Origin of the sequence: Thalassobacterium sedimentorum, from assembly GCF_031127905.1 — a bacterium.
In the GTDB taxonomy this organism is placed as follows: domain Bacteria; phylum Verrucomicrobiota; class Verrucomicrobiia; order Opitutales; family Coraliomargaritaceae; genus Thalassobacterium; species Thalassobacterium sedimentorum.
Map to the genome: position 1 here is coordinate 41,919 of NZ_JARXIC010000024.1, position 24,765 is coordinate 66,683.

Annotated in this window: 16 protein-coding genes and 1 tRNA gene; 2 read left to right on the plus strand and 15 right to left on the minus strand. The window is 51.4% G+C overall.

What is annotated here, in order from left to right:
• Positions 1–178: 178 nt before the first annotated feature.
• The 15 genes from QEH59_RS13525 to QEH59_RS13595 all read right to left on the minus strand — a co-directional run bounded on the left by QEH59_RS13525 (position 179) and on the right by QEH59_RS13595 (position 21,724).
• Positions 179–883 carry a M48 family metallopeptidase gene (locus QEH59_RS13525; RefSeq protein WP_308985908.1) on the minus strand — a complete coding sequence of 235 codons (705 nt, stop codon included), beginning with the start codon at positions 881–883 and terminating at the stop codon, positions 179–181.
• The gene (locus QEH59_RS13530; RefSeq protein WP_308985909.1) at positions 880–4,194 is read right to left on the minus strand and encodes a type I restriction endonuclease subunit R; all 3,315 of its coding nucleotides are present in this window, start codon (positions 4,192–4,194) and stop codon (positions 880–882) included. Before QEH59_RS13530 ends, QEH59_RS13525 begins: the two co-directional genes overlap by 4 nt.
• Positions 4,187–5,023, minus strand: a complete 837-nt coding sequence (locus QEH59_RS13535) for a hypothetical protein (protein ID WP_308985910.1) — start codon at positions 5,021–5,023, stop codon at positions 4,187–4,189. Before QEH59_RS13535 ends, QEH59_RS13530 begins: the two co-directional genes overlap by 8 nt.
• Entirely contained in the window at positions 5,020–6,075 is a 1,056-nt protein-coding gene (locus QEH59_RS13540) for a winged helix-turn-helix domain-containing protein (RefSeq protein WP_308985911.1), read from the minus strand. The genes QEH59_RS13535 and QEH59_RS13540 overlap by 4 nt, the downstream gene beginning before the upstream one ends.
• 620 nt (positions 6,076–6,695) lie before the next feature.
• Positions 6,696–9,977 carry a DEAD/DEAH box helicase gene (locus tag QEH59_RS13545; protein ID WP_308985912.1) on the minus strand — a complete coding sequence of 1,094 codons (3,282 nt, stop codon included), beginning with the start codon at positions 9,975–9,977 and terminating at the stop codon, positions 6,696–6,698.
• On the minus strand, positions 9,974–10,768 hold the full coding sequence (locus QEH59_RS13550) for a hypothetical protein (RefSeq protein ID WP_308985913.1): 795 nt from the start codon (positions 10,766–10,768) through the stop codon (positions 9,974–9,976). Before QEH59_RS13550 ends, QEH59_RS13545 begins: the two co-directional genes overlap by 4 nt.
• Before the next feature lie 31 nt (positions 10,769–10,799).
• Positions 10,800–11,339 (minus strand): hypothetical protein, encoded by a 540-nt coding sequence (locus QEH59_RS13555; RefSeq protein ID WP_308985914.1) that lies wholly within the window; start codon positions 11,337–11,339, stop codon positions 10,800–10,802.
• A gap of 2 nt (positions 11,340–11,341) precedes the next feature.
• Positions 11,342–12,355, minus strand: coding sequence for an AAA family ATPase (locus tag QEH59_RS13560; protein ID WP_308985915.1), 1,014 nt, complete (start codon positions 12,353–12,355; stop codon positions 11,342–11,344).
• A gap of 118 nt (positions 12,356–12,473) precedes the next feature.
• The gene (locus QEH59_RS13565; RefSeq protein WP_308985916.1) at positions 12,474–13,865 is read right to left on the minus strand and encodes a hypothetical protein; all 1,392 of its coding nucleotides are present in this window, start codon (positions 13,863–13,865) and stop codon (positions 12,474–12,476) included.
• Entirely contained in the window at positions 13,865–14,482 is a 618-nt protein-coding gene (locus QEH59_RS13570) for a hypothetical protein (protein WP_308985917.1), read from the minus strand. Before QEH59_RS13570 ends, QEH59_RS13565 begins: the two co-directional genes overlap by 1 nt.
• Positions 14,469–15,329 carry a hypothetical protein gene (locus QEH59_RS13575; RefSeq protein ID WP_308985918.1) on the minus strand — a complete coding sequence of 287 codons (861 nt, stop codon included), beginning with the start codon at positions 15,327–15,329 and terminating at the stop codon, positions 14,469–14,471. Before QEH59_RS13575 ends, QEH59_RS13570 begins: the two co-directional genes overlap by 14 nt.
• Positions 15,329–17,203, minus strand: a complete 1,875-nt coding sequence (locus tag QEH59_RS13580; RefSeq protein ID WP_425609249.1) for a DUF4209 domain-containing protein — start codon at positions 17,201–17,203, stop codon at positions 15,329–15,331. The genes QEH59_RS13575 and QEH59_RS13580 overlap by 1 nt, the downstream gene beginning before the upstream one ends.
• 12 nt (positions 17,204–17,215) lie before the next feature.
• Positions 17,216–18,553, minus strand: a complete 1,338-nt coding sequence (locus tag QEH59_RS13585; protein ID WP_308985920.1) for a restriction endonuclease subunit S — start codon at positions 18,551–18,553, stop codon at positions 17,216–17,218.
• Positions 18,546–21,338 (minus strand): N-6 DNA methylase, encoded by a 2,793-nt coding sequence (locus tag QEH59_RS13590; protein ID WP_308985921.1) that lies wholly within the window; start codon positions 21,336–21,338, stop codon positions 18,546–18,548. The genes QEH59_RS13585 and QEH59_RS13590 overlap by 8 nt, the downstream gene beginning before the upstream one ends.
• Positions 21,339–21,637: 299 nt before the next feature.
• Positions 21,638–21,724 (minus strand) — tRNA-Leu (locus QEH59_RS13595).
• 226 nt (positions 21,725–21,950) lie between these two features.
• On the opposite strand from QEH59_RS13595, the gene rpsA reads away from it, so the two are divergent.
• Together rpsA and QEH59_RS13605 are read left to right on the plus strand one after the other, a co-directional pair.
• Positions 21,951–23,609, plus strand: coding sequence for a 30S ribosomal protein S1 (gene rpsA, locus QEH59_RS13600; protein ID WP_308985922.1), 1,659 nt, complete (start codon positions 21,951–21,953; stop codon positions 23,607–23,609).
• Positions 23,610–23,815: 206 nt separating this feature from the next.
• Positions 23,816–24,529 carry a ZIP family metal transporter gene (locus QEH59_RS13605; RefSeq protein ID WP_345785346.1) on the plus strand — a complete coding sequence of 238 codons (714 nt, stop codon included), beginning with the start codon at positions 23,816–23,818 and terminating at the stop codon, positions 24,527–24,529.
• Positions 24,530–24,765: the final 236 nt, after the last annotated feature.

Sequence of the window (24,765 nt, forward strand, 5' to 3'; positions counted from 1 at the left end):
GAAGGGCATCGCGCTGGCTTGTCAAAGCGAAGTGGCGGTAAAGAAGCGGTTCGATTGGGGTTTTCTCAGTGAGAACTGTTTTGTGTAAAATTACTATAGGCCCGAAGGGGCATTTCCAGAGTCGTGGCAGAGAGGGTGATCTGTGAAGTTGTCTGAAATGCGGGGGCTGTCAGTCGCCTCACACATCCAATCCCGCGCCATTGACCTTCAGCCATTCTTTACGTTCGCGGTAATTAGGCATGACCTTATCGACCTCGTTCCAGAACGCAGCTGTATGGTCGAGGTGATGAAAGTGGCACAGCTCGTGGACGATGATGTAATCGATAATCGTTTGCGGGGCCATCATGCACTTCCAGTGAAAGCTCAGCTCTCCTAGTGGTGAGCAGGATGCCCAGCGATGTCCGAGTTCCTTGACTTTCACCCCTCGCGGCTTCGCATCAACCTTGGGGGCAAAATACTCAACGCGCTTTGAAATACGCTCTAAGCCACGGGCTACATAATACTCCCGGAAGGCGGCCTTTGCCAATTCAACATCGCCTGTCTCAACCAGATTCCGCCGCAGGGTGAAGCGTCCATTCTTTAACAGCAATGGCTCTGCCTGTTCCGCAACGAGCTTTAAACGATATGAACGACCTAGATAGAGAAAGCCTTCACCGCTCTTGTATTCTCTCAGAATACGAGTCGAATTCAGATCTCTCCACTCCGCTAAATTCCGATAGATCCAGTGGAGCTTCGAATCCACAATCTTTTCGATCTGTTCATCTGCGACCGATTCTGGCGCACGCACGACGATACGACCATCGCGCTCCAGCACGATGTCAGCCGTTGAACGTTTTGAGCGCACGACCTCATATTCAGGACGTTCTTCTTTCACTGCATTCATGCTGTCAGCTCCTTATGCCGCTTCTCAGCAAGCTTGATGATTTCAATCGCAACACGCTCATGTTTCTCAACCAGAGCCGGGATATTCGCGATCAATATTTCAGTATCTAAATTACCTCGAAGCTTTTTCACCTCGATCGCCTTGTCCCAGAAATCAATGACTCCAATCGTCTGCTGCAAGAGCGCCACGATCCGCTGTAACAGTTTCTTCAGTGCCTCATGATCCTCCAATGGAATCACACCATCAGGATACGCCAGTTGAGTCACAAACTCATAGAACGTGGTCTCTTCTTTCGTCAGCCCATCCTGGCCATCCACACGCCCGGCAGCTGCCTCGTCACGCAGCTTCTGATATTCATTCGCCAGCACCTGCCAGTTTTTACCATGCTCCTGGATCAAGCGCTCCAGTTTCTCGCTCATCCGGGCATAGAACGCAGGATCTTCGTCAAAGTGCACCGTGCAGTGCTTGCGAATCGCATGCTCCATCTCGCTGGCCTTGGCTTCGGCATTCCCCTGCGCGTGCTTGTTCACATGTGCTAGAAAGTCATCCGACAGTAATTCCACTGGCGGGATCTTCGGATTGATGCCCAACTCAATCAAATGCTCATTAATCAACTGCTTTACCTTCGCGCCCGCATCCGCGATATCCAACGAGTCATCTTTGTAGCGCTCCTTCACCATGCGAAGGATGTAACCAAAGCGCCGAGCGGGACCACGATACTTATGCGCTGCGGCACTCGGTAGAATCAAATTCAAGCTGTGCAGGAACTTTTTAAAGTAGACCTCAAAATCCGCCCGCGGCTGGATCTTTCGCAATGCGCCCACCGCACGGTTCAACACTTCGACTTCAGCCTCGGGACTCGATAGTCGTCCGTTCACAAAGCCATCAATTTCCGCGACTCCACACGACTGAAAGTGCTGCAACAAGCGATGGTAGCGCTCTTCCAATATCGGCAATTCACTCAAGGCATCTTTCAGCCCGTTCTCCAAATCCTGCCGATCCTCTTCGGAATAGATCGACAGCGCCTCACTGAGGTTATTCGCGAGACCAATGTAATCCACGATGAAGCCACGATGCTTGTTCTTCGCGACTCGATTCACGCGGGCAATGGCTTGCAACAAGTTATGCTCACGCAGCCGCTTATCAATATACATCACCTGCTCGACCGGCGCATCAAAGCCAGTCAGTAGCATATCGCAGACGATCAAAAACGCGATGCCCGTATCCGCCTTATCTGGGTCCTCAAAGTCAAAGGGCTTACAAAAGTTCTCAACCGCGTTCAAGCGCTTCGCTTCCTTGCGAACCTCCGTAATCGCAGCGGGCTCATTAGTCGGATCAGCCGAGACGATCACCGCTGCTTTCAGGAACTGTATACGCTCAATCAAAACCGCATCCGACTTCTCCGCTGACTGCTCACGCAAGGCACGCGTTGCCAGTGCCTCTTTGATCGCCTTCTGATAGCGAGTCGCCGCCAACTTCGAGTGACACACCACCTGTGCCTTAAACCCATCAGGCAGTACATTATCCACATAGTGATCCACAAGATCCCGAGCAATCGCCTCGATACGCTTTTCCGCTTCGAGAATGTCACCCGTCGCGCCATACTTCTTTTTAATGGCAAGTATCTCCTCATCGGTGCGTGTCCGAAAGAGATCCTCAAACTTCGTATCGAAGCCATGCTTATCCCGGATCGCAGTATCTGCGGTGCGGCCCTCATACAGGATCTGCAGCGTCGCACCATCGTGCACCGCATCCATCAGCTTGTAGGTATCGATGTATTCACCGAAGCGCTTCACCGTTCGCTTGGCACCATGCTGTTCCGTGATCAAGGGCGTGCCCGTAAAGGCCACCCGTGCCGCATTCGGAAAGGCCTCAAATAAATTATCCCCCATGTCCGAGCCTTGGGTGCGGTGGGCTTCATCAATGCAAAGCACAATACGATCCGAGCGATTCACCACTCCAAAAGTCTCCGTCGAAGGCAAGGGCTTCGCGTTATATGCGGCCTGCGCTTCTGCCGCCTTCAACTCGGAACTGTCGCCACCAAAGCGCACGACCTTTAATGCCTCAGCGACTGAGTCCGGGACGCGCTCCACTCGATCCGAGAACTTATGAATCATCACCATGTTCAGATCCGATGCCTGCGTGCTTAGATGCTCCCGCAGCTGCTCCGTGCTCTCGATCACATTCACCTTACCACCGATCAATTTCGCAGTGGCTGCCAACTGCTCTTCCAGGTCGATGCGGTCATTGACCAACAGAACTTTATAATCATTCAGATCCTCAGAGGCTCGTAGCATCCGCCCCAGGAATACCATCGTCAGCGACTTGCCAGAGCCCTGCGTATGCCAGACCACGCCAGAGCGCTCGTCTGCGGTCGTGCCATGCCTTAAGCGTTCCATGATCTTGCAAGCCGCCCGATATTGCTGATAGCGACAGGTCACCTTAATCCGCTTCCCGGCATCCGTATCCTTAAAGACCGTGCAGGTTCGCAAAACACGAAGCAGCGTCTCTGGGCAAAGTAAGCCCTGAATCATCCGCTCCTGTTCACGCTCCACCCCCAGCGGTTTTACGTAGTCCTGATTCGCTTCCGGCCAGATGTCCTTCCACGCATAGAAATGCTCATGCCCCGAGCTGATCGTTCCGAACTCCGCCTTCTCTCCGCAGGTCCGGATCACCAGCAGGTTGGTATAAAAGAGTTTTGGCTCACCTTCCCGCAGTTCCGCCGCTAAGGTCTCGGCTCGTCCATTGCGATAACGCAGCAATTGCTCAAAGGCCGCATGCATCGGATTCGCGGTATTCGCATCACCGACCTTAGCCTCGATCACCACCAGCGGCAGCCCATTTACAAACAGCACAATGTCAGGGATAATGCACTGCTTCACACAGCCGGGCGTATGGATCTTAAACTGATTGATCGCGTGAAACTGATTACGCTCCGGGTGCTTGAAGTCGATGAGCTGCACCACCGGATCATCCTCACCCGTCAGCTCATTCACATCCACCTGCGCCTTGAAAAGCAGATGCTGCACCGCTTCGTTCGCCTCCAGTAGGCTGAGATTCGGCTGACGCAGCAGCTGATCGCGCAAGTCCACCAGCTGTCGATCGGTCAACCAAGACTCGCCCGCATCCGTCTGATTGAGCGCACGCACCGACTCCCGAAAGACTTCCGGCAAGATCCACTCACGGAAGTTCGCCCGCAAGCTCTTCGCCGGATCGGATGGAATCCCACCATTGCCCTGGTTCACAACCGTCCAGCCCAGCGCACCCAGCTGATCCAGAAATGGCTTTTCCACATGAAGATATTCAGACATCGCGCATTAACTCACTTGCCAGCGTTACGCATTGCTGCCGCAGCATCAAGGATTCTTCTGCACGCTCAGGCAAACGATGTTCCTGATTCATGCGAAAGGCGGCACAAGCCATCGGCCCCAGCGCATCCGGCCCATCGAAATACTGCCGTAAACACTCAAGCGCCAAACGCGCCCCACGATTCTCGACACGCAACTCTTCCCTGAAGCCTTCAATTGCAGCAGTCGTGCCATCTAGGTAGTCCATGGCTAGGTGCATCACGTCATGCACATCCTTACCGGCTTTACGTCCTTCTGGGCCACCAAACGCATTCAGTTTCAGCGCCAGCATCGGGCCAACCTCTGCCACCCGCACCAGTTGCTCCACTTCAGCGCCGATCATGTTTTGCCCTTTGATACGAATCAGCCGATTACACTCCAAAGCCCGCTTAATCCCGGGGATCACACTCACGGCCAGGCCATCATCCACAGCGACCGTCCCGCGATCACTCTCACCATCATCAGTCAGCAAATCGATATACAGATCCATGCCTTCCACGTCCTTGTGAAAGCGCTGCCCATTCCAATGAAAACCGTGCGCCGACAAATTAGACTGAATCGAAGGATACCAACTACTCGAAACCCCAATCGTCACACCAAAATTCACATCAATGGTAACGGGGTGATAAGCGCCTGCGTTGAGCGGTTTCGTCAGATACTTAGTCGCTAAACCGCCTACCAAAACCAGATCACCACTAAACGAGCTCAGGCTATCCCAAGCCGTGAGCAAAGCCTGCTCTGCCATCGCCAACCGCGCAGGCGAATAATCCTTATAATTCTCAAATTTACTCATTGCTTAGCAAAGCCTCTCCATTCCCTCAGTGCATCTGCTGCCTCAGGACCACGCAACCCGGAACCGATCAGGTCTAGATATATCTGCGGATCACACACCAGCGGAAAATTATCCACATATTGATTGCCTTGAAAGACCCCGATGTCCTCTGGCACCAACAGCCACAAGTTCCCGCCGTTCGACACTTTACGGCCCAACTCGAAGCGAGAAGCCACGTCCTCAGGCACATAGAGTGATACAATCGGAGGCGTCGTATAGGGTTTCCTTAGCCAAGCAGCGATCCACTGGGTGAAATAGAAAGGGGAGCCCTGTAAAGCATCCCGAACTTGAGCCGCGATTTCCATCGGGTCCGACGCCAGCACCGAGTATTCCACCCGCTTCACGCGCTTTGGAAAATTATCTTCACGCACCCAAGCATCCAGCAGGCGATCAAAGTCGATCAGCCGATAGGAAGCTTGACGCCCGGAATAACGAGCTTTCTCCACATACCCCCCATCAATGAGCGTGCCCAGAATTCGCGATACGTAGCCCCGCGATGTTTGAGTGCAAGCGACGATCTCGTCCTGCGTCCATAATGTGTTACGCTCCGACAACAAGAACCGCACAATCCGCGATGCCTTCGCAGTAAAGAGACTAGGCTCAGCCACCGGGTTGCGGTGCTTCGCAATCAAAGGCTCACGAGCGATATAGTAACCATCGCCCGCCAGAAACAAGCGCCCGTTCAAGTCCGCATGATTCACCCGCCATTTTCGCAAATCAGCAGCCAAAGGCTTTGCAATGTCCGCAGCCACATACAGCTGATCAAACTCCAGCCCCTGAAACGAACCATCCGGAGCCACGCGCTCTTCCCGCTCAGCAAAAGTCTTACGAGCCGGAGAATCCGTCCACAGCACTGGAAAAATCTTTTTCTGTCCGCCAAAGACGTCCACCCGCACCTCCAGCTCACCATTCGCACGCGTTCCCACGCGCAACGAAGTCGGATGCAACGACTCTAGGTTCAAGGCATCTTCCAGCGCCGAACGCTTCGCTTCACTATTATCCAAGGCACTCATTTGAACTTCAATCTGCCTAATTTTTACTAAAAACCAAGCTTTTACTGGTCAGTAAAACTAGATAAAATAGTAAAAAAACGGCTATCTCGGTGGATGAATGCCTTTGAAATAGAGTCTAGGGGCCACATTTTCACAAAAAAATATGTTCAGTGTAATAAATAATTACAGTGAAGAAGAGAAAAAGAAAAACGAAACAATACGACAGAATCGTCGAGGCGGCAAAAATACAAGCAGCAACAATTATAGCGGCATGGATAGTATTCGGGGGAGCTATTATTGCAGCAATGATAGGATTCGCAGGAACACCCGTGCCATCGATCCCAGTTCAGCCCATAGTAATCGAGGAAGTGCAGATCATTCAACAATTCAACTACTACAAAACTCCTAATCCGCAGGAACTGCTGCATTTCCCAAATTCACCAGATCCTTCAGACCCTCCAACTGCGACCGCACCAGCTTGCCAGAAAACCCCATCCGCTTCGCCATCAGGATATAGATCGCAGCGGATATCCGAGAGTAGGCGTTTAGCTCCTCTGCGAATTCGCGAGTCTGCGGGGCCGAATTGAAGGTTGCGCAGGCCCTCGCACTTACCACGTTCTCTTTCTTCGACTAGAGCTACGTCACCGACCTTCACCGCCAAGTATCTTCCATACCTCTTGGTATTCACGGCCAGACAATTGCCCATTAGCGGGACGTGCTTGGTTCCAGGCCTTCAAACTCGCATCTTCAAGAAATGAACGAACTTTTTGAACTCCCGAACCTTCGCCAGATGAGGCGGAACTGGCATTAAAGCTTTCACCGAGTTTCCCCGCGATAGAACGTGGCACACCGTTCATACGCATCAAAACAGCTTCCTCCGTTTTAACGCCATGATAGATCATTGCAGGCAATAGGTCGATCTGCCGTTTTTGCTCCGATGAAAGTGATTCGAAGTCGATACCGGATAGCCGACTCAGCGCCGACAGTCCCCATGTGCCATTATTCACCAGGTTGCGATAGATTGCACGGCACGCATCGGTGATGGCGTGAGTAGCGCCGTCTTCTGCCTTGAAATAAGCGGTGGCAATTTCCTCGATACTCTGCCCATCCACCCATGCCTGAGTGATCTGCGCGAGTTGGCGCTTATTCGTCCCAGAAATGGTGAGATCATTTAAGTTTCTGGCTAACTGTGGTATCCGCAACATGATCCCGTAAAAGTCAGCCATGCCGCCAGCGTTGCCAAAAAGCTTCTCAGCGGAAAAATCCTCGACTGCCACATCGCGTTCTAAAGAACGAATACCATGCAACGCACTGCCCACTCCCTCAAACGAAAAGCCAGTCATATCCGCCATAGCCACTTGCCCGGGATTGGAGGAAATCTTACGAGCATAGAGTTTAGTCGCTTCGAGCAGCTTTCTCGCACGAGCCTGCCCCTCTGGGCTTTCTTGTAAAACTCGGTAGCCAAATGTGTTTCGCAAAGATAACTCCGCGCTGGAGAGGACCTGATCCAGATTACCAATTTCCCGAACGAGGTGGTTCACGTAACAGCGAAAGTCCTCCCATTGCTCACTTTGAATGACGGCAGCGAGTTCGTCTGACGAATTAGCAGCATCCAATTCGGCGACCACAGTCACTAGCCGTGATACTAATTCGCCCGTGGCTTTCTTCACGTATTCAACAATGTCTGTGGGGCGGTTCGCTTCAGCAATTCCAACAACTCCCACGCTGTCTTGATTCATACGACCGGCTCGTCCCGCCAAGTTCCAGAACTCGCGTGGCGACATCTCAATAGAGAAAGGGTAACTCCTTTGTTTCTTCTGATTCGTCGCCATAAAGACCGACGATACTGGGAAGTTAATGCCTTGAGCAATCGTTGTAGTCGCACAAAGCACGCTCAGATCTCCCTCCTCAGCCAACCATTCCACCAAGGTTCGCACCTCGTCAGGGAGAGCGGCATGATGCACTGCCACTCCACGTTCCAACATGTCGATCAATTCAAAGTTAGGACTAATTTCAGTCGCTAGAAATTTCTGCACTAGCCGAATCCGATCCGAGGGATTCTCGCGGGGTTGAAGCTTTCTCGCTGCCTCTCTAGCCATCGACCAGACGGATGGAATCGTTCCACCCACCGCAATGCTTGTGCCCCGAGCCGAGAAGACCGTAGCCATTGCCGCAGCTTGTAGCGCAAAGCCCTTCTGCTCACCATTCGCACCAATTAATTTCGATTTAGGGATGTCGAGCGGTTTAATTTTCCCGACGGGATGCATCCCAGCGAGGTGAATCGTTTTTGGCGTCGTAACCAGCGTCTGGTAATTTAGTCGCCAGCCCGCCCGCTCACTATCGTCTGCTTCCGCTCGGAACATCCCCACGATGCGCTCATTTGGTTTCCAAGCACTTGTGCCGAGACTAACCGAGCGTCCACCACCGACATCATTCGCCAGCCAGCGGGCTAAAACCTCCGCACGTTCCACGAACGGCATTAACAGTAGAAAGTTCGCCTGAGCACTCTCTTGTTTGACAGTAGCCAGCAAGAGTTCGATCCGCATGCCCCGGCGTTCACTTTCCATGTTGTGGGCCTCGTCCATTACGAGTAAAGCCAAGGGGCGCGGCACTTTCTTATTGCGAATGATCAATTGCAATTTTTCTGGTGTCGCCACCAGCACATCAAAACTACGAGACGCCCCCTCGGCAGTTGAAGAGAGCATTTCTTCTTCGATTGCATCGATCTCCACCGCTCCAGTCAGCTGTTCCACTCGAACACCAATGGGTGAGAAATCACGTCTCAACCGACGAGTAATTTGTGCACTGAGAGCACGAGTCGGCACCACGTAAGCAATCCAGCCGCCGTCATCGGCAAATTGATTCAATGCCTGTAATAAGCGAAACTGTGCCAGCAAGGTCTTCCCGCCAGACGTTGGTAAGTCAATCACAACAGCTGTAGCTGCCTGATCTAGTAATCCCTGCTCTTGTAGAGCTGCACGTTGCGGTGGAAGCAGTTCAAACATCGCCTGATGCTTCGTGGTAGAGCCGACAAAACGTGTGACCCGCGAATTAATCGAATGCGCCACCCACCAGAGCGAACCAGCCACCATTTGTCTCGCGGCAGCATGCAACCAGCGAACCAGCACTTCCAATTGTGCATCGCCAGCAGCTGTCGCAGCATCAATAGCAGCCTCAAAATACTTGTCGAGCAAGCCATTGATACCTCTCGGTTCCCCTTGCAGGACATACTTCGCTAGTAATTCAGTTGCTTTCGCCCAATTATAAAAGGCAATTAAACGCAAAGCCATCGCCCGGTCTCGTGCATTTGAGCCGCTTGCCAGCGAAGTTTTCTCAAACTCCCGCTGATCTTCACGCAATCCAGCGATGATTTCGCGAATACGGTCTAGATCATCCCAACCTTGCTTGCGAAATAGGCGCACCCAGCAATCGAAAAGTCGGAAAAGCAAGCGATAGTGCCAAGGTTGATCTGCGGCCGAGGGCTCAATCAGAGCATTGGGATTCTCAGCATACCAGCGCCTAATATCCGACCAGCGATCCCCGCAATAAGCCAAGGCTGATAAATGCAACACATGGAAAAGCCGTTCCTCCACTCGCTCAGGCACCTCAAATAAGCGTCTCAACTCAAAGGTCCGTGAGGCTCCGGCAACGCATTGATTACGAAGTGAATCTTCTACGGAAGAAAGTGTGACGAACGCAGATAAGCCTTCAATCGCCGCCATCTCGTAGGCCATCGCGAGTCGTTGCAGCAAATCATCGTCGCCGGGATGCGAGTCAGTAGACAGGTGCATCTGTCGGCCAATTGACTTTCTCACTAGTCGAGCATCGGCCAGCGTCAACCCACGGTCTCGCTCTGCACTGCCGATGGCAAGCACTGACCAGTGATTATCAACTTGATCAAGATGTTCTTTGAGTAGGCTCACGAGTCACCCCCCAATTCTCGATACTGCATAACTTGACGTCCCAAGTTCGCGATGCGCCCAATTGGCAGATAGAGTGCAAACAACCCGATTGCGGTTGCAGGCGGACAATCTTTCTCCAGCGAAGACACGCGTGCGCGAAGGTCATCTTCATGTGGGTCTACATCACGCACCAAAATACCAAAAATCCTTACCTCACTGGGATCACGTAAATACACCGAAGCCGCAGCTTGATAGCGCCCCCGCCATGTAGCCGAAACCGCACGATGGCCAAGATATTTGACTAGATCATCGCGAATTGTCCGACTATCCTTAAGATCTTCCAATTGCTGTTTAAGACCATGCCGCCCGTAGGCCGCACCTGGCGGGTATGATTGTTCTCCCGAAGTTTTCACCTCTCCAAAGGCAAAGCGTTCCTGCTCACCTTCACGCTGAAACCCAACCAAGTCCGCCCCTGGCAGACTGGAGCTACGCTTCCGCTCATCGCGACCATCTGGCCAAGGAAAATTGCAGTTTTGATGTATCGAGAGGTAAGTCTCCGCTAAAGCCTCGCCAACTCGCCAAGCTTCCGGCTCACGTGCATCACCGAGAAGAGCGGAAAGCGTGTCCTGCGCAAATTCCGTGTCCGCAACTCCCTCAAGAAGGGCCTCAATCGCACCATGCCCTTCATCATCAAAAACTGCTGCCGATACTGGCCCAGCCAATGATTCGTCTAAGCTGTGATCAGACACAGCCAAACCCTCCCCCGTCACGGGGGCTGAGCCTAGCGTATATTCTGTCGCAGTGATGAGCATTACAGTGATTAAGTGAATATGTCTTCAGCACTCAAGCATCCTCGCTGCCCAAGCCTTTGATAAATCCATTCTTCCGTGCCCCTTCTTCATTGAGAACTAAGACTGACCTTGGCCCAAGATTCCAAAGCTTGACGTGCCCCCTCAGAGCAATGCGGAGCGCGTCCTGTATCGGAGGCAACCATTCCTTTTGTGCATTCTTGATCACGAGCAAAAGCCGATGTTCGCACGTGCCGAAGTCAATGGCATGAAAACCTAAAGGTAACACTTCACCAACCTTATGATGACGTCCTAGACGGATGGCGTGCGCAAGGTGAAACCCGTTCATCAACTTACTGCTGACCGCTTCGATGTAACTCGAAAAATCCGGTTCATTCTCCGCCCGAGGAGAGCTTGTTTTCGCTTCTAAAGTGACCAGCCGAACCACAGACCCATTTTCAACGACCACAAATTCGGCCATCTGTACACCTTCTTGTATGTTTTTGTAAACAGCAGAGGTCTCCAACTGGAAGACATCTCCATCGGCGAACGGCCCAAAGTCCATCCCCGATTCGGTTATTGTTCCGGCAGCCATGCTCAACCCAGCGAAAGCTCTACTTCCTGTTCGTAGAGACGGACTGATTCCGATAAGATCGGGTTGTCTGGCATCTCGTCTATTAAATCGGAAGCATGCCAGCCATTCACGTTTCCGGACAATACCGGAATTGACATCTGCTTCTCCTGTGCGATCAAAAACAACTTCTTCACTACAAAGTAAGAGTGACTGGAGAGGAAAAACTGAATTCCACAATCTGCGAGTGCCGCGATAATATCGAGAAAACGGGAAATCGCAACTGGGTGCAGTGCCGCCTCCGCTTCATCGATAAAAACTACCGACTGCGGGTCGAGAAACCGATTGCTCAATAAAGTATCCAATATCGCGATCTTCTTAATTCCTTCAGCGGTCACCCCAAGCGGGAAGCGATATTTCCCAGCCTTGAATTGCCAATTTCCAGAACCGTCCCTATCTTCTATTTTACCTCCGAGCAGTTCTTCCAACTGTCTCCTCGAATCCGCAAATACCTGGTAGTTTCTACCTCCACGTCCAGCTTGTCGAAGAGCTCGCGCCAAATCCAGATAAGTATCATCAAAGCCAAAAACTTTATCATCCTCCCGTGACTTGAGGATAATATCTAAAAGGGACAACACCTCCTTTGCTGGGAGGAAAATCGAATTGCTGTCACGCGGTGGAACATTGTTTTCTACAAGTCCAATCTGCTTTACTGTATCTTTCCCGTAGGTATACATGAAGTGGGATCCATCCACGTGCATGTCGAAGCGCAGATTCTTATCCGCCCCCTTGGCGACTAAGTCGCCGATTTTATCCCCCTGAAAGGTCCAACGGAGCTTCTTGACCAAGATCTCCGAACTGGTTTCCTCCACATTCCCGCGCCGGTATTCTTCGACCGTGCGCATCGCGCTGTAAAGTGACTTCAGCAGAAATGTTTTCCCGCTTCCGTTGCCGCCAATAACAAGATTGATCTTGCCCAGGCCAGACCACGCCACATCCGAGAGGGGGCCGAAGTTTTGAAGTTTTACGCTTTCGATCATTTCTGTGAAAATGTTTGGGTTAATATTTTTTGCAATCCTTCATGACAAGGTCGAAGAAGTCATTCATGAACTCAGGGCCTTTTGAATTCAGTTATTTCAAAAATAAAACAGCTCTTTCTCAAGTTGTAATAGCCCCCAAATCCACCAAGTCATCTCCCTCCAACTGCGAGCGCTCCAGCTGCCCTCGGAACCCCATCCGCTTCGCCATCAGGATGTAAATGGCACCGGATATCCGGGAATAGGCATCAAATTCCCTCGCCGAATTACGATTGCCTGGATCAGGATCAAAACCATGCGCCAACTGGTTCCTAATAGTCTGCCGACTTTCATACACCGGCAGAAATTCCTGCCAATCCAACCCCGCACGGTCCACCGCTGAGCGCCAGGAATCCGCGTCACCTAACCTCAGAGTTGCGATATCAACGTCTTCTCTATACCGTCGCGAAAAACGCTTTAATACCCCCTCCAAAATACTGCACAAAGTCATTAAGCGCACAGGAAAGGCGACGTGCTTATCGCAGGCCGAACGCATTAACCAAAGGCTCCGATTGTAGTAGCGCACCACTTCCCCTTCATTAGAAAAAAACTCAGCGGCCCGCAGGAACAGATTTCGGCCATCCTCGGAAAAATACATGCGGCTTTTTCTCATCGGCAACAAGACGCCCTTCTGGAGTTCCGAAACTGGTCGCACCCAGCATTCCAAGGTTTGGCCTCGACGCCCATGCGAGAAATAGCCTGGCCAAGGATGGCAACCGTGCATGAAGCCGACTGCATTCAAGATTCCATCAAATATTCGTCGCGCCTCCTCCACAGAAGCTTCGTCTACATCACGCCGAAAAATGACTTCCAGATCACCATCCTTATTCTCCAGACAAAACTCACCACCGCTGACTTCACCAACATAGCAGCACCTTCTGGATGAAGGAAGCTCACCATGAAACGGATGCTGTAGAACCGTTGATGTGCCGTTCGGTTCGATTAGAAGCTTCACTCCGGGAATTACCGCTTGAAACCAGTCACGAATTGGCCGGTTTACCGCGATTTGATCCCGCTCTTCTTCCGACTCTAAAGTTCCAGCCAAATATTGATCCACTTCAGGCAGGCTCAACTGCCCCATATTCGATAGCGGCAGCTCGATTCTGCCAAAATCAAATGCAGCTGAAAGCACCATATTTGGTGAATACGTTTGATGTGGCACCGGCGAAACAGAACGAAGTAGCACATGCACGCCGGTCGCGGTCCTAGCAGATACTTCAAGCCAATCAGAAGAGCCTACTGTCACGAGCCCGCCACCAAAGCTCAGATCAAACAACTGAGCGATTTCAGGCGAAACAGCATTTCGTTGGCCCGCACGAAAGTGGAAGAGCAGTTGACCGTCTTCCGTCGATATCCAGCAAGGAAATACCAAGTGATGCCATTCTCCAGTCTGAGAGCGGACGTGCACATAATCCAGGTCCAGTCGCAAAGTGCCTGCTTGGACTTGCTGCCTGATATCGCTGATTTGTGACATTATAATATAGGTTCCTGCCCGCCTCTGATTTCGCTGTAGTCATCAATAAAAGTCAGTGCCCGAAACTTCATATATTCATGTGAGGAATCATATTTCCCCAAGTGTTCAATTAAGTGAAGAGGTAGTAAATCCCATTTCTCAATGTATTTGTGAATGTTGAACCTTTTAGAAGGGCTGCCTTTTTTCAGAACTTCACCATTTAACATAATCCGGGGCTTCATATGAACGATCGTATTACGCTGACCAATTAACATCTTGAGTGCATCATACATAGCCTCGTCTTTAGGGAAATTGTATTCAGGTAAGAATACTCCAGGCAATGCCGTCCACTTTTTCAAAATCTCAACCTGCTCAATCGCCTCAAACTCTCGCGCAGCTAATTTTACTGAAAGGTAGTTATTCGCCAATGCCTCGATGTAATTGGCAGTCAGCAAAATGATCTTCAGCCGCAACTCCTCAGTCTTCATACGATCTGGCTTCGTATAAACAGGAGGGTTTCCACGCGTATCTCTCTGCTGGAAGCGTCGCTTCATGTATTCCGAATGCTCAAAGTAAGCATTCATTTCACGGGCAAGTGCAGTCGCAATATATTGATGATAGCAGCTAAAGGTTTCCATTCTCTTTCTCAAATCGTGCACGAACCATTGACTGTTTAAAAGCCTCTTTCGTTTGCGGGCGCTCCTGCATGTAGATCGGCCACCAGCGGTTCACCTCATAGAAACGCATGCCAAAATTCCAATACATCTGCCTTCTCACAAAACGCTGCATCTTTGAATCCGTCATAAAGAACTGTAGGCGACAGAATACATTCTCATAAGCGACCGCCACCGCGACCAACCAGAGAAAAGGGATAAACAATACTGTAAGCACAATCGGCAATGAGAAGGAAAGCACCGTCGACCATTGCCAGAAATTGGAAAACTCAGGCGGGAGCCTGTAGGCCGCATACGCAATCATGGTGAAGCCGAGTATTGATAAGACCCCATTAAGTAATCGCTTCACAGGCGCGAATTTTTCATCCGTTTCGCAAACAGCGATCATCGCACCGATTAATGCGGCTATCGGAACCACGAATAATTCGACCACCAGCGGAAACACGTAGAGTTGCACAACAAACTCCAGCACTACGGAGAGCTTTAACCCACCCCAAACCGCCGAGCCAAAAAACTTGGTCGGCGTCGCATCGTTTGAAATTACTTTACCGACCATTAGAGCTGCTGCTGTAAGACTCCAGATGATCGTCGCTTTCAAATTGGAACTATCCCATACTCCATTGAGCCATAGAAACAGCACACAGCTCGTAATGTAAGCCAGCATCATAACAAACCCTATGACGAGCTTAGGCTTCAGCGCAGACGCCAATAAATTGATGAGTCCCTCGCGAATTTGCCTATGAGTGCAGCCCCACGCGAGAACGACGGCCAGCCAAAACAGTAAAGAAATCTCGCGGTTATCTAGCATCATTAATCGATACCCGCATCGGATGCATCTCCTGCTGCTTGTTGCCGTTCTTGATACTTCGCGATCCGATATCCCCTCCAGCAAAGATGTAAAACAAGCCACCATAAATAAACCGATGCAGGTTGATAGAATGAGACTTCACGCATCAATCCATGGGCTGACTCATTACGCATATTGTGTCCAAAACGTTCAATTAAGATTCCCCGTAAATCAAAAAGAATATCCTCACCTAGCATCTCATCTACCTCAGGCATCCACAGCAAATAATTCAAGTCATACTCCTTCTGCTTGCCATCCTGCTCAATTTTTGAGGTCACAATACCGTTTTGCCTCAGAATAAACCGTATCGATGCTTCTATTTGAGGCACCAACAAGTTTATCGCTACTAGCCAGTCACCATGAAATCCAGCCTGTAGGCCACGCATGAAGATCCCCTCGTGACCGGGAGCAACAAACGGATTGTCGTCCACAATAAAGCGTAGATCACTCAGCCGTATTGCATGCTCTTCCAGAACCGCGATACGGGCAGGCTCTAAATACCAAGCAACCATTATCGGCCAGTTAGTTGTCCGAGCCTGATTAGCTAGATTCTTCCGGAGGGTTTCATTGTCTTTCTGATCATCCCCATAAGACGGGGCTACATGATCAGCAACTTGTCCAAAGTTATCTAGCATAGTCGCACCAAATATCTGATGCGCAATGGAGCCCTTAATCGTCTCGAAGTATGCCTCCTTTAGATTCTGATACTTCGTCGGCAGGATCATATTCGCGAAGCGGCGGATAGCAGTTTTAACTGAATGTCCAACTACATGTTTAGCTGCACGCTCCTGCTCGCGGACCTCTTGCTCCCGAAAATCTGGAATCTGATCCAGGTCGACTTCGACTGGATTCATATCAGCAAGAGACGCCTTCTCCAATTCCAAGTATTGCTGGTGAACCTCTTTTACGCGCGCCTTATCAGCACCAGCGCGCCGAAGACCTTCTAAACCTCGTCCAACCCAGTGGGCAGCATTGGTCGCAGACGATTTCTCATGAACTTGAATGCCACATGTAACTAAACACTCCGCAGCTTCGACCAGACAGCGCTTGGCTTCATCCAGATCTTTGCCTAACTCATACCACTTAGCGGCCAGCTTAAAATAACGGTTCGCAAAATCCCAATCATCAATCTCCGTAAATCCCTTAGCGAGCGCTTCAGTAAGCACTGCGTATTCAAGCCATTTATCGATACGAAAATACAATAACAGTTCCAACAAACTGTAGCAGGTGAGACCTGACTTTAAATCTGCCTGATATTCCTCTATTGCGGTTTTAATCCTAGTCAGGACGAGCACTTTTTCATCTCCAAAACCGCGAATGGCTGAGATACGCACAGCCCGATCCAGTCGCTCTGTATATGGCGGCCACATATAATCGTCCGCTTGTGGCTTTAGGCGCTCAGCGGATTCTAAGAATGCAATGATTGCAACTTTGGCAGCCTTGAAATCCTTCTTTGTTACCCATAGCACATCCGCTACCCGTGCACGATATTCAGGATCTTCGATATCATTGACGATACCGCTCAAGGCTTGTAGATCCTCTTCGGTTAAGTCTTCTGCGTTCAACGAACGCTCGCCATCTGGTGATGTCCACATAGAGCCATACGGATTCCCAACCGCATCATAGTTTGCATGAAAAGAAGCGACGACCTGTAACAAAGAAAAGACGCGCCCACCTAGGTCATCTCCGGCATCGCGCAACTCCACTGCCTTAGTAGCAAATAAGTCCATATATCGACTGCATCGCTTCCGCTCTTCACTCCTCAAAAGAAACTGCCAATCGTAGCGAGACAAGTCGGCTGCAGTAACATTAAACCGTGATTCAGTAGAGCCAGCCATCGTAATATATTATTAAGAAACCTGCACCTCCCCTGAAAGCAGATCCTGCATCAGGCCTTGTTTTTGTTTTTGGAGTTTTGCGGTTTCCGCCGTCAATGCACCTACTTTCTCAACAACACTGCCGATAAGTCGAACGATCTCTTGTTGCTCTGCAAGCGATGAACAAAACACCGGGAATTTATTCAGCTGCGTAGAGTTAATCGAAGCCAGGTTTGTCGACTGTTTTGAGTTTAGCACAAAATACTTTTTTCCAAAATGAGACTGAGACCAAAATGCCAGATAATGAGAGTCTAATTGCTCGGCCTTTGGGCGAACTCGAAATACGTGATTCTGATGGACGCATGGCTCGACTTCACAATTCCAAACCGTGCCACGTCCAAGCTTATCAAAGTCTCCGCCTTCATTCATGAGAACGTCCCCCTGTCGCAGCTGCAACTTGACAAACTGCGCCTCAGACACGCAGACAGTCTTAACCTCGGAAAGATCTAGGTATCCATCCTGAACGTTCGCAACACGCAAATAAGGCACAATTCGAACGCCTGAATCTGAAGAGGCATTTAAAGTAACACCTGAAACGATTTCCGACATAGTGCCCAACTCCTTCACCTCCCAATCCTTCGGAATCCAGCCCAGCGGTGACTCCTGGTAAAGTTCGGGAGCGGTTTCGCGGGGCGGGCGGAGTTGGCCGGGCTTCGCGGACGTGGCCGCGAATTTGGAGCCTGCATGTTGGGCGCGGGCAATGGACTCCGCCGTCCAGACGCCTCGGGTGAAGAGGTCGTGCATGAGCCCCTGCTTGATCTGCTGCTGCTTCGCAATCAAGGTTTCCGTCGCCTCAATTGCATCGTCCACCGTCGAGAGGATCTCGGCGATGCGGCGTTGCTGTGGGAGGGGGGGCAAGGGGATCTCGTAAGAGGCGATATGTTGCCCCGAAATATGAATAACAGAACTACCTTGCCCCATCTTCGATCGATGCCTGATCGCATCATCAGCTCCCATCGCATATGCACAAAAAACCGAATCTAGAACCTCAGCGTTTGGTTTAAACACAATTGTATCGCCTCCAACGCATGCGATCTCATTACCGAGAAATACAGTCGCCTTTCCAATTTCCTCAAAGGTTTCCCCCGAAGCTGCGAAAACAATGTCGCCAAATCTTATTGTCGTATAATCTGAAAGTCGTTGAGGTGAGATAGAAGATGAGAATTTACGAATAATTGCCCCATGTTTGGTATAAATATCACCATATCGAACACATGGGATACCATTTACTTCCTCATCTGATTTTGGGCCTCCTCTACCACGAGTAAAGGTTCCTAGTGCCCCCATCTTAATCTGCTTGCACTTACTCATACCCCAATTCCTCCAAGAAGCCTTTGAGCTTTGCGGTGGCGGCATCGCGTTGCTGCTCAATCTCCGTCGCGGTGATGGCGTATTTCGCGTGCAGGCTTTCCAGCGCCTTCAGGCATTCGCGTTGATGCGCTCGTAGGAAGCGTTGATACGTTGCCAAGAGAATCCGGTGCAGGCGCTCTAGGATCACGCGCTTGGCTTCATCGCTATCGATCTTAGCACGAGCTGCGGTGACGAGTTCATCGCGCTTTTTCTCCGTGGCGCGGATGTCGGCCTTGAGTTGCTTGCCCTCGTCTTCGAGGGCTTTGTGGCGCGTCAGCTTGCTATCAATCTTCTGCGCTTCGGTATAGGAATCCTGTCCCAGCGTCATCCGCATCTTAATTTCGGCAACGAAGTCGCTCTGAAACTGAGTCGAGTCGACCAGGTCAAGGAGCGCCTGCGCACTGGCAAAGTCGGGTGCGCCCGTCGTGCCTTTGACGGCGTAGTCCTTCTTTTTCTTCCCGGCCGGGATCTGATCCGCTGCATTCAACTCGGTAAAGAGATCCGCCGCCAATGACTTCAATTCCTTAAAGGCTTGTTTGTAAGTGGCAGTGAATGTCTTTAGCTCGTCTTTCAGCGTTTTCACATCCTCCGCGGGCAGCACGCCGGTATCCTCTTCGTCTTCGAAATCTTCTTCGCTGGCCGCAGTGAACAAGGCATCCAGCTCCGCGATCCGGCCGCGTTTTTCGTCCATCTCCTTGAGCAGTTCCGGGAACTGACTTTGCAAAATATCTTCGTCGGGGATCAGCTCCGCATTCCAACCACTGTAGGCAATCGATTTAAGCTCGGGCTTAAACAGCTCAAAGTAGCGTGCCAGCCCTCCGCGCACCTGATGCGGGGAGAGCAAGGTCTGATCCTTCAATGCGTCTTCAATGGATTCGAACAAAAGGCGTCGCAGTTCATAGACGTTGCCCTTCTTACCTCCCGCTGGAGCCAGGGCTTCCACATGGGGCAAGTTTGCCTGCCACCAACCTTCGAGCTGATCCATGAAATCCTTATGTGCGATATGCACACTCTCGTCGCGCTCGACCATGTCGGCCAACTGACGCCGATCCTCGATTTCAGGTGCAAAGTCAAGATAGGCAGCTGGGAGAGCTGAGGGCTGAGACCTGAGACCTGAGTGAGGTGAGCTTTTGCTATAGGCAGCTTGAGCCTCAGCGACTTGCAGGGCTTCTGCTTCGTTATCAAAACCGCCTAAAGGCGGGACTCCAACTTTTTTACGCGGCACGAAGCAGCGCTCTCTCAAACCGCCGTAGTTCGACCAAAAGGCTGCTTGCAGCGCATCGACTTCCACCGTTGGCACCCCGCCATGCAAGTGCGCCCGCACATCATGCGGCTCGGGTGGTGGTGCGTTGTCCACATAGCGGCGGATGTTGCAGTTGTAGCCCTCGTCAGCCACTTCCTCAATCGGCACCCGGCGACCATAGGCCGGGATCTCAGGAGCCCCTGCGACCGTTAAGCTACGGTAGGCATGCACGATGCGGGAAATATCCTCCGCCCGCAGGAAGTTCTGCGCTTTGCCTTCCTCATAGTCACGATCCGCATTGATAAAGACCACATGCTCCCGCTCCTGAGCGTCCGCCTTATTGAAGACCAGAATCGAGGCCGGAATCCCCGTGCCATAGAACAGCCCCGAAGGCAGCCCGATGACCGCTTCCAGCCAGCCCTTAGAAATGAAGTGCTTCCGCGCCTCCGCTTCCTCACCGCCACGGAAGAGCACCCCATGCGGCATGACCGTCGCCAGCTTACCATTGGTCTTCAGCACCGCGATCATGTGCTGCACAAACATCAAGTCCGCCTTCTTGCCCTTTTCCGGCATCCACACCGCAAAGCGGCCGGGGAAGTCGATATCCTTCTTACTGTAGTTCAGGCTGAAAGGAGGATTCGCCAACACGCGGTCAAAGCGCTGCAGCTCACCGTCTTTCTTATGCTGCGGGTGACGCAAAGTGTCCTCTTGGCGGATGTCCGCGTGTGGGATGCCATGCAGCAGCATATTCATCTTACAAATCGACCAAGTCGTGCCGATCCGATCCTGCCCCGCCAGCGTCAGGTCCAGCGGGTTGCCTCCACACTCGTTGATATAGTCACGGGTCTGAATCAGCATACCACCCGAGCCACAGGTCGGATCATACACACTCATGCCCGGCTGCGGCGCAGTGATTTCGACCATCACCCGCACCACCTCCGAAGGGGTGTAGAACTCGCCCGCCTTCTTACCCGCCGAGTCCGCAAAGAACTTGATCAAGTATTCGTATGCCGCTCCCAGTAGGTCGGGGAACTCAAAGTTCTCATCCTTGAGCGGGATCTTTTCAAAATTCTGAATAAAATCGACCAGCGTATCGTCAGTCAAAACGTTGGAACCAATCTTACGGTTGAAGTTGATATGCTTCAGCACGTCCTCCAGCGCGTCGATATTCTCCTCTTCCAGCCGCTCCAGCGCCTTATTCAGGCCAGAGCCCACATTCGTCTTCAGGTGACGGATAGTCGACCAGTGCGAATCCTCCGGGACAAAGAAGGTATATTTGTCCGGATTCTTCAGCTGCGTCGCAATCGCGCCCTCCGGCATACCACGCTCCCGCAGTTCAGCCTCTAGCTTCACTCGCTCCTGATCAAACAGATCCGACAAGCGCTTCAAGAATAGCATCCCGAAGATATACTCCTTATACTCCGAAGCATCCATATTACCCCGCAAGTCATCGCAGGCACGAAAGAGAAGATTAGAAAGCTGAGAAAGCGTAAGTTTGGACATAATAAGCAGCAAAACGGCGACTCCACCGAAAGCTTACGAATTAAGGCCTCAAAACTTTATCGGTCGATTCTTTTCGAGAATAAGCTTCGGAGGGAGGGGGACTTGCAGTATTTAGTAGTTTGCCTAAAAGAGACTGCCTTGCTTGTCAGTCACTTCAAGGCGGAGGTCTGTTGCGTGCGCTGTCTATTTGCGGCCTGCCCGGGCGTAGTTTGGAGGGGTGCTGTGGAGTCCGGGCTTGGGGCTACATTTCATTACGCCGGGACAGGCTTCGTTTGCCGGAACAAGTTCCGGACGAAGCCTGGTAGCTAGGGCGGGGCTCGAACCCGCACGCCCTTTCGGGCAAGGGATTTTAAGTCCCCAGCGTCTGCCAATTCCGCCACCCAGCCAGATGTGTTTTCGGCAATGAAGCAGGGAAAAAAGAGGTCTATTGCGTATATTGCAAGTTTCTTTCCACAGGATTTTAGCCTTGCGCAGTATTGGGTACTCTCTAGCTTTCCGCGTTCCTTTACGATGGTTGGGACCGTCGGTTCCGTTTCTACGGGAGGAATCACCCCGCAATCATAACCACAAACCAACTGCCGCTCCGGCGTGCAGTATAATATATACAGTAATATGAGTAATCTCATGGAAGAGCTGCTGGCTAGCAGCAACATTGATAATCTCGAAGAAGGTTCCATTCTTAAAGGAACGATCGTCGAAATCCGCCCATCCGAAGTCGTTGTCGACATCGGTGGCAAATCCGAGGGCATCGTTCATGCATCTGAATTCGTGGACATGAGTGACCTCCAAGTCGGTGGCGAACTCGAAGTCTACCTCGAGAAGCTTGAAGATAAAGAAGGTAACCCTGTTATCTCTTACGATAAGGCTGAGCAAAAGAAGAACTGGGAGAAGATCGTTGAGAACTGTGAAGAAGGTTCCATCATTCCTGGTCGCGTGCGCTCCAAGGTTAAGGGCGGCCTGATCGTCAGCATCGGCGTCGACTCCTTCATGCCTGCATCTCAAATTGACGTGCAGCCACCTAAGAATCTCGACCAATATGTTGGTCAAACCTACGACTTTAAGGTCATCAAGATCAATCTTGACCGTAAGAACATCGTTGTTTCCCGTCGTGAGCTCATCGAAGAGCAACGTATGGAGAAGCGCCGTTCGCTGCTCGAAGACGTCAAGCCAGGCGATACACGCCGTGGCCAGGTCAAGAACATCACCGATTACGGTGCGTTCGTGGACCTTGACGGTCTCGACGGTCTCCTTCATATCACCGATATGTCATGGGGTCGTATCCAGCACCCATCCGAGATGGTGAAGCAAGGCGAAGAGATCGAAGTTATGATCATCGAAATCGATCGCGAGCGCGAGCGTGTTTCTCTCGGTCTCAAGCAACTTGCCGACAATCCTTGGGAAAAGATCGAAGAACGCTTCCCCGTTGGCTCTACAGTCAAGGGCAAGGTCGTCAATCTTGTGCCTTACGGTGCCTTCATCGAAATCCAAGAAGGTGTCGAAGGTCTTGTACATGTTACCGAGCTATCCTGGACCAAGCGCATCTCCAAGCCAAGCGAAGTGCTTCGTATTGGCGAGGAAGTCGAAGCAGTTGTCCTCGGCATCCAGAAGGAAGAGCAAAAGATCTCCCTTGGCACTCGCCAACTCGAAACCAATCCTTGGGAAATGGCTCGCCACAACTACCCAGTTGGCGCCCGTGTCCGTGGTAAGGTTCGCAACCTCACAACCTATGGTGCCTTCGTTGAACTCGAAGAAGGTATTGACGGTATGGTGCACGTTTCCGACATGTCCTGGACTCGCAAGGTCAACCACCCATCCGAGGTGGTCAAGAAGGGCGACGAGGTCGATGCAACCGTTCTCGACGTGGATGCAGACAGCCAACGTATCTCGCTCGGCATGAAGCAACTCTCTTCCGACCCATGGGACGAAATTGAAACACACTTCAAGATCGGCGACATGGTTAAGGGCAAGGTTTCCAAGATCACAAGCTACGGTGCCTTTGTCGAACTCGACAACGACATCGACGGTCTGGTGCACATCTCGCAAGTTAGCGAAGAGCGCATCGAGAAGATCAAGGACGTCCTCGACGAAGGTGCCGAAGTGGAAGCACGCGTTATCAAGATCGACAAAGACGAGCGCCGCATCGGTCTCTCGATCAAGGCTGCGAACTACAGCGAGGCTGACCTTGCTAAGGAACGCCAAGCCTTCGATAGCGTTACAACGGGTGAAGACCTTACCAGCCTCGGCGACTTGCTCGACGAAGCGACTAAGTAAACCGCGTTTGCTGAATTATTTACAAAAGCCCCACTCGTTAGAGTGGGGCTTTTTTGTCGATGTATTTTCGCGATGGTGTTCTCCGTACTGGTAGCGATACCGCGCCAGCGGCGTTTTTGGGCGTATTGTGTTAGATGCGTAGGGTGTGACTGGCGTCGCATCGCTACGAGTTGACTCTTTCTGGCGCGTTCGTTTTATTGGGTACCATCGAACCACTGATCACAATTTTGCTGCTTGGTCTACTCGCGGGTGCAGCGATTCCCGTAGGTGGTTTTTTGGCTAAAATAGAGTCGATCCATCCAGCTTGGTTGGAGGCCGAGTTTCGTCATTTTGTGATCGCATTTGGAGGCGGTGCCTTGCTTTCAGCGGTTGCACTGGTGTTGGTGCCACATGGTATGGCGCATCTATCGGTTGTGGCGGTGGCGTCTTGGTTTTTAGCCGGTAGTCTAGCAATGATGGCACTCGATATTTATTTAGAGCGCTCGCAGATGAGCATCTCAAACCTAGTCGCGATGCTTTCAGATTTCTTGCCAGAGGCGATCGCGCTGGGAGCGACCTTTGGCAGTGGTCAAGGTGGTGGTTTGTTGTTGGCTTTCTTGATTGCGATGCAAAATTTACCCGAGGGCTTTAACGCCTATCGGGAAATGATGAGTCAGGGGAAGTTGACGTCGCGAGCGGTCTTGGGGAGCTTTATTGTATTGTCCTTGTTGGGGCCGCTTTGCGCGGGCGGCGGTTATTTGTTGTTGAGAACACACACTGATGTGGTTGCTGCGCTTGCCGTTTTTGCTGCGGGCGCGATCCTTTACATTGTATTTGGTGATATTGCACCACAGGCCAAATTGGAGCGTCGTTGGGCACCGCCACTTGGCGCGGTGGGTGGCTTCCTTCTCGGCGTGGTGGGGCAGATGCTACTGATGTAGCACCTTAACACTTCAGCTCAGTATCGGGAGCTCCAGTTTAGTTCTACATTGTTAAACTTTAAGCTTGTACTTTTTCGCCTTCTATGATTGCCTAGTGCTCTCGCTTAAAAATATGAATCTACGCGTTCGCGATTCCGGGTGATCGGATAGCGAAATAAAAAAATATGACGTTACAGGCCTTCGCTCTATAGCGCGCGACTTTATGGAGTTTTGCGACGACTATTCGAGTTACTTTA

What these genes read in the sequence shown, in the direction of transcription:
- QEH59_RS13525 (WP_308985908.1), bottom strand. Translation starts at nt 883, where the DNA reads ATGAATGCAGTGAAAGAAGAACGTCCTGAATATGAGGTCGTGCGCTCA.
- QEH59_RS13530 (WP_308985909.1), bottom strand. Translation starts at nt 4,194, where the DNA reads ATGTCTGAATATCTTCATGTGGAAAAGCCATTTCTGGATCAGCTGGGT.
- QEH59_RS13535 (WP_308985910.1), bottom strand. Translation starts at nt 5,023, where the DNA reads ATGAGTAAATTTGAGAATTATAAGGATTATTCGCCTGCGCGGTTGGCG.
- QEH59_RS13540 (WP_308985911.1), bottom strand. Translation starts at nt 6,075, where the DNA reads ATGAGTGCCTTGGATAATAGTGAAGCGAAGCGTTCGGCGCTGGAAGAT.
- QEH59_RS13550 (WP_308985913.1), bottom strand. Translation starts at nt 10,768, where the DNA reads ATGCTCATCACTGCGACAGAATATACGCTAGGCTCAGCCCCCGTGACG.
- QEH59_RS13555 (WP_308985914.1), bottom strand. Translation starts at nt 11,339, where the DNA reads ATGGCTGCCGGAACAATAACCGAATCGGGGATGGACTTTGGGCCGTTC.
- QEH59_RS13560 (WP_308985915.1), bottom strand. Translation starts at nt 12,355, where the DNA reads ATGATCGAAAGCGTAAAACTTCAAAACTTCGGCCCCCTCTCGGATGTG.
- QEH59_RS13565 (WP_308985916.1), bottom strand. Translation starts at nt 13,865, where the DNA reads ATGTCACAAATCAGCGATATCAGGCAGCAAGTCCAAGCAGGCACTTTG.
- QEH59_RS13570 (WP_308985917.1), bottom strand. Translation starts at nt 14,482, where the DNA reads ATGGAAACCTTTAGCTGCTATCATCAATATATTGCGACTGCACTTGCC.
- QEH59_RS13575 (WP_308985918.1), bottom strand. Translation starts at nt 15,329, where the DNA reads ATGATGCTAGATAACCGCGAGATTTCTTTACTGTTTTGGCTGGCCGTC.
- QEH59_RS13580 (WP_425609249.1), bottom strand. Translation starts at nt 17,203, where the DNA reads ATGGCTGGCTCTACTGAATCACGGTTTAATGTTACTGCAGCCGACTTG.
- QEH59_RS13585 (WP_308985920.1), bottom strand. Translation starts at nt 18,553, where the DNA reads ATGAGTAAGTGCAAGCAGATTAAGATGGGGGCACTAGGAACCTTTACT.
- QEH59_RS13590 (WP_308985921.1), bottom strand. Translation starts at nt 21,338, where the DNA reads ATGTCCAAACTTACGCTTTCTCAGCTTTCTAATCTTCTCTTTCGTGCC.
- rpsA (WP_308985922.1), top strand. Translation starts at nt 21,951, where the DNA reads ATGAGTAATCTCATGGAAGAGCTGCTGGCTAGCAGCAACATTGATAAT.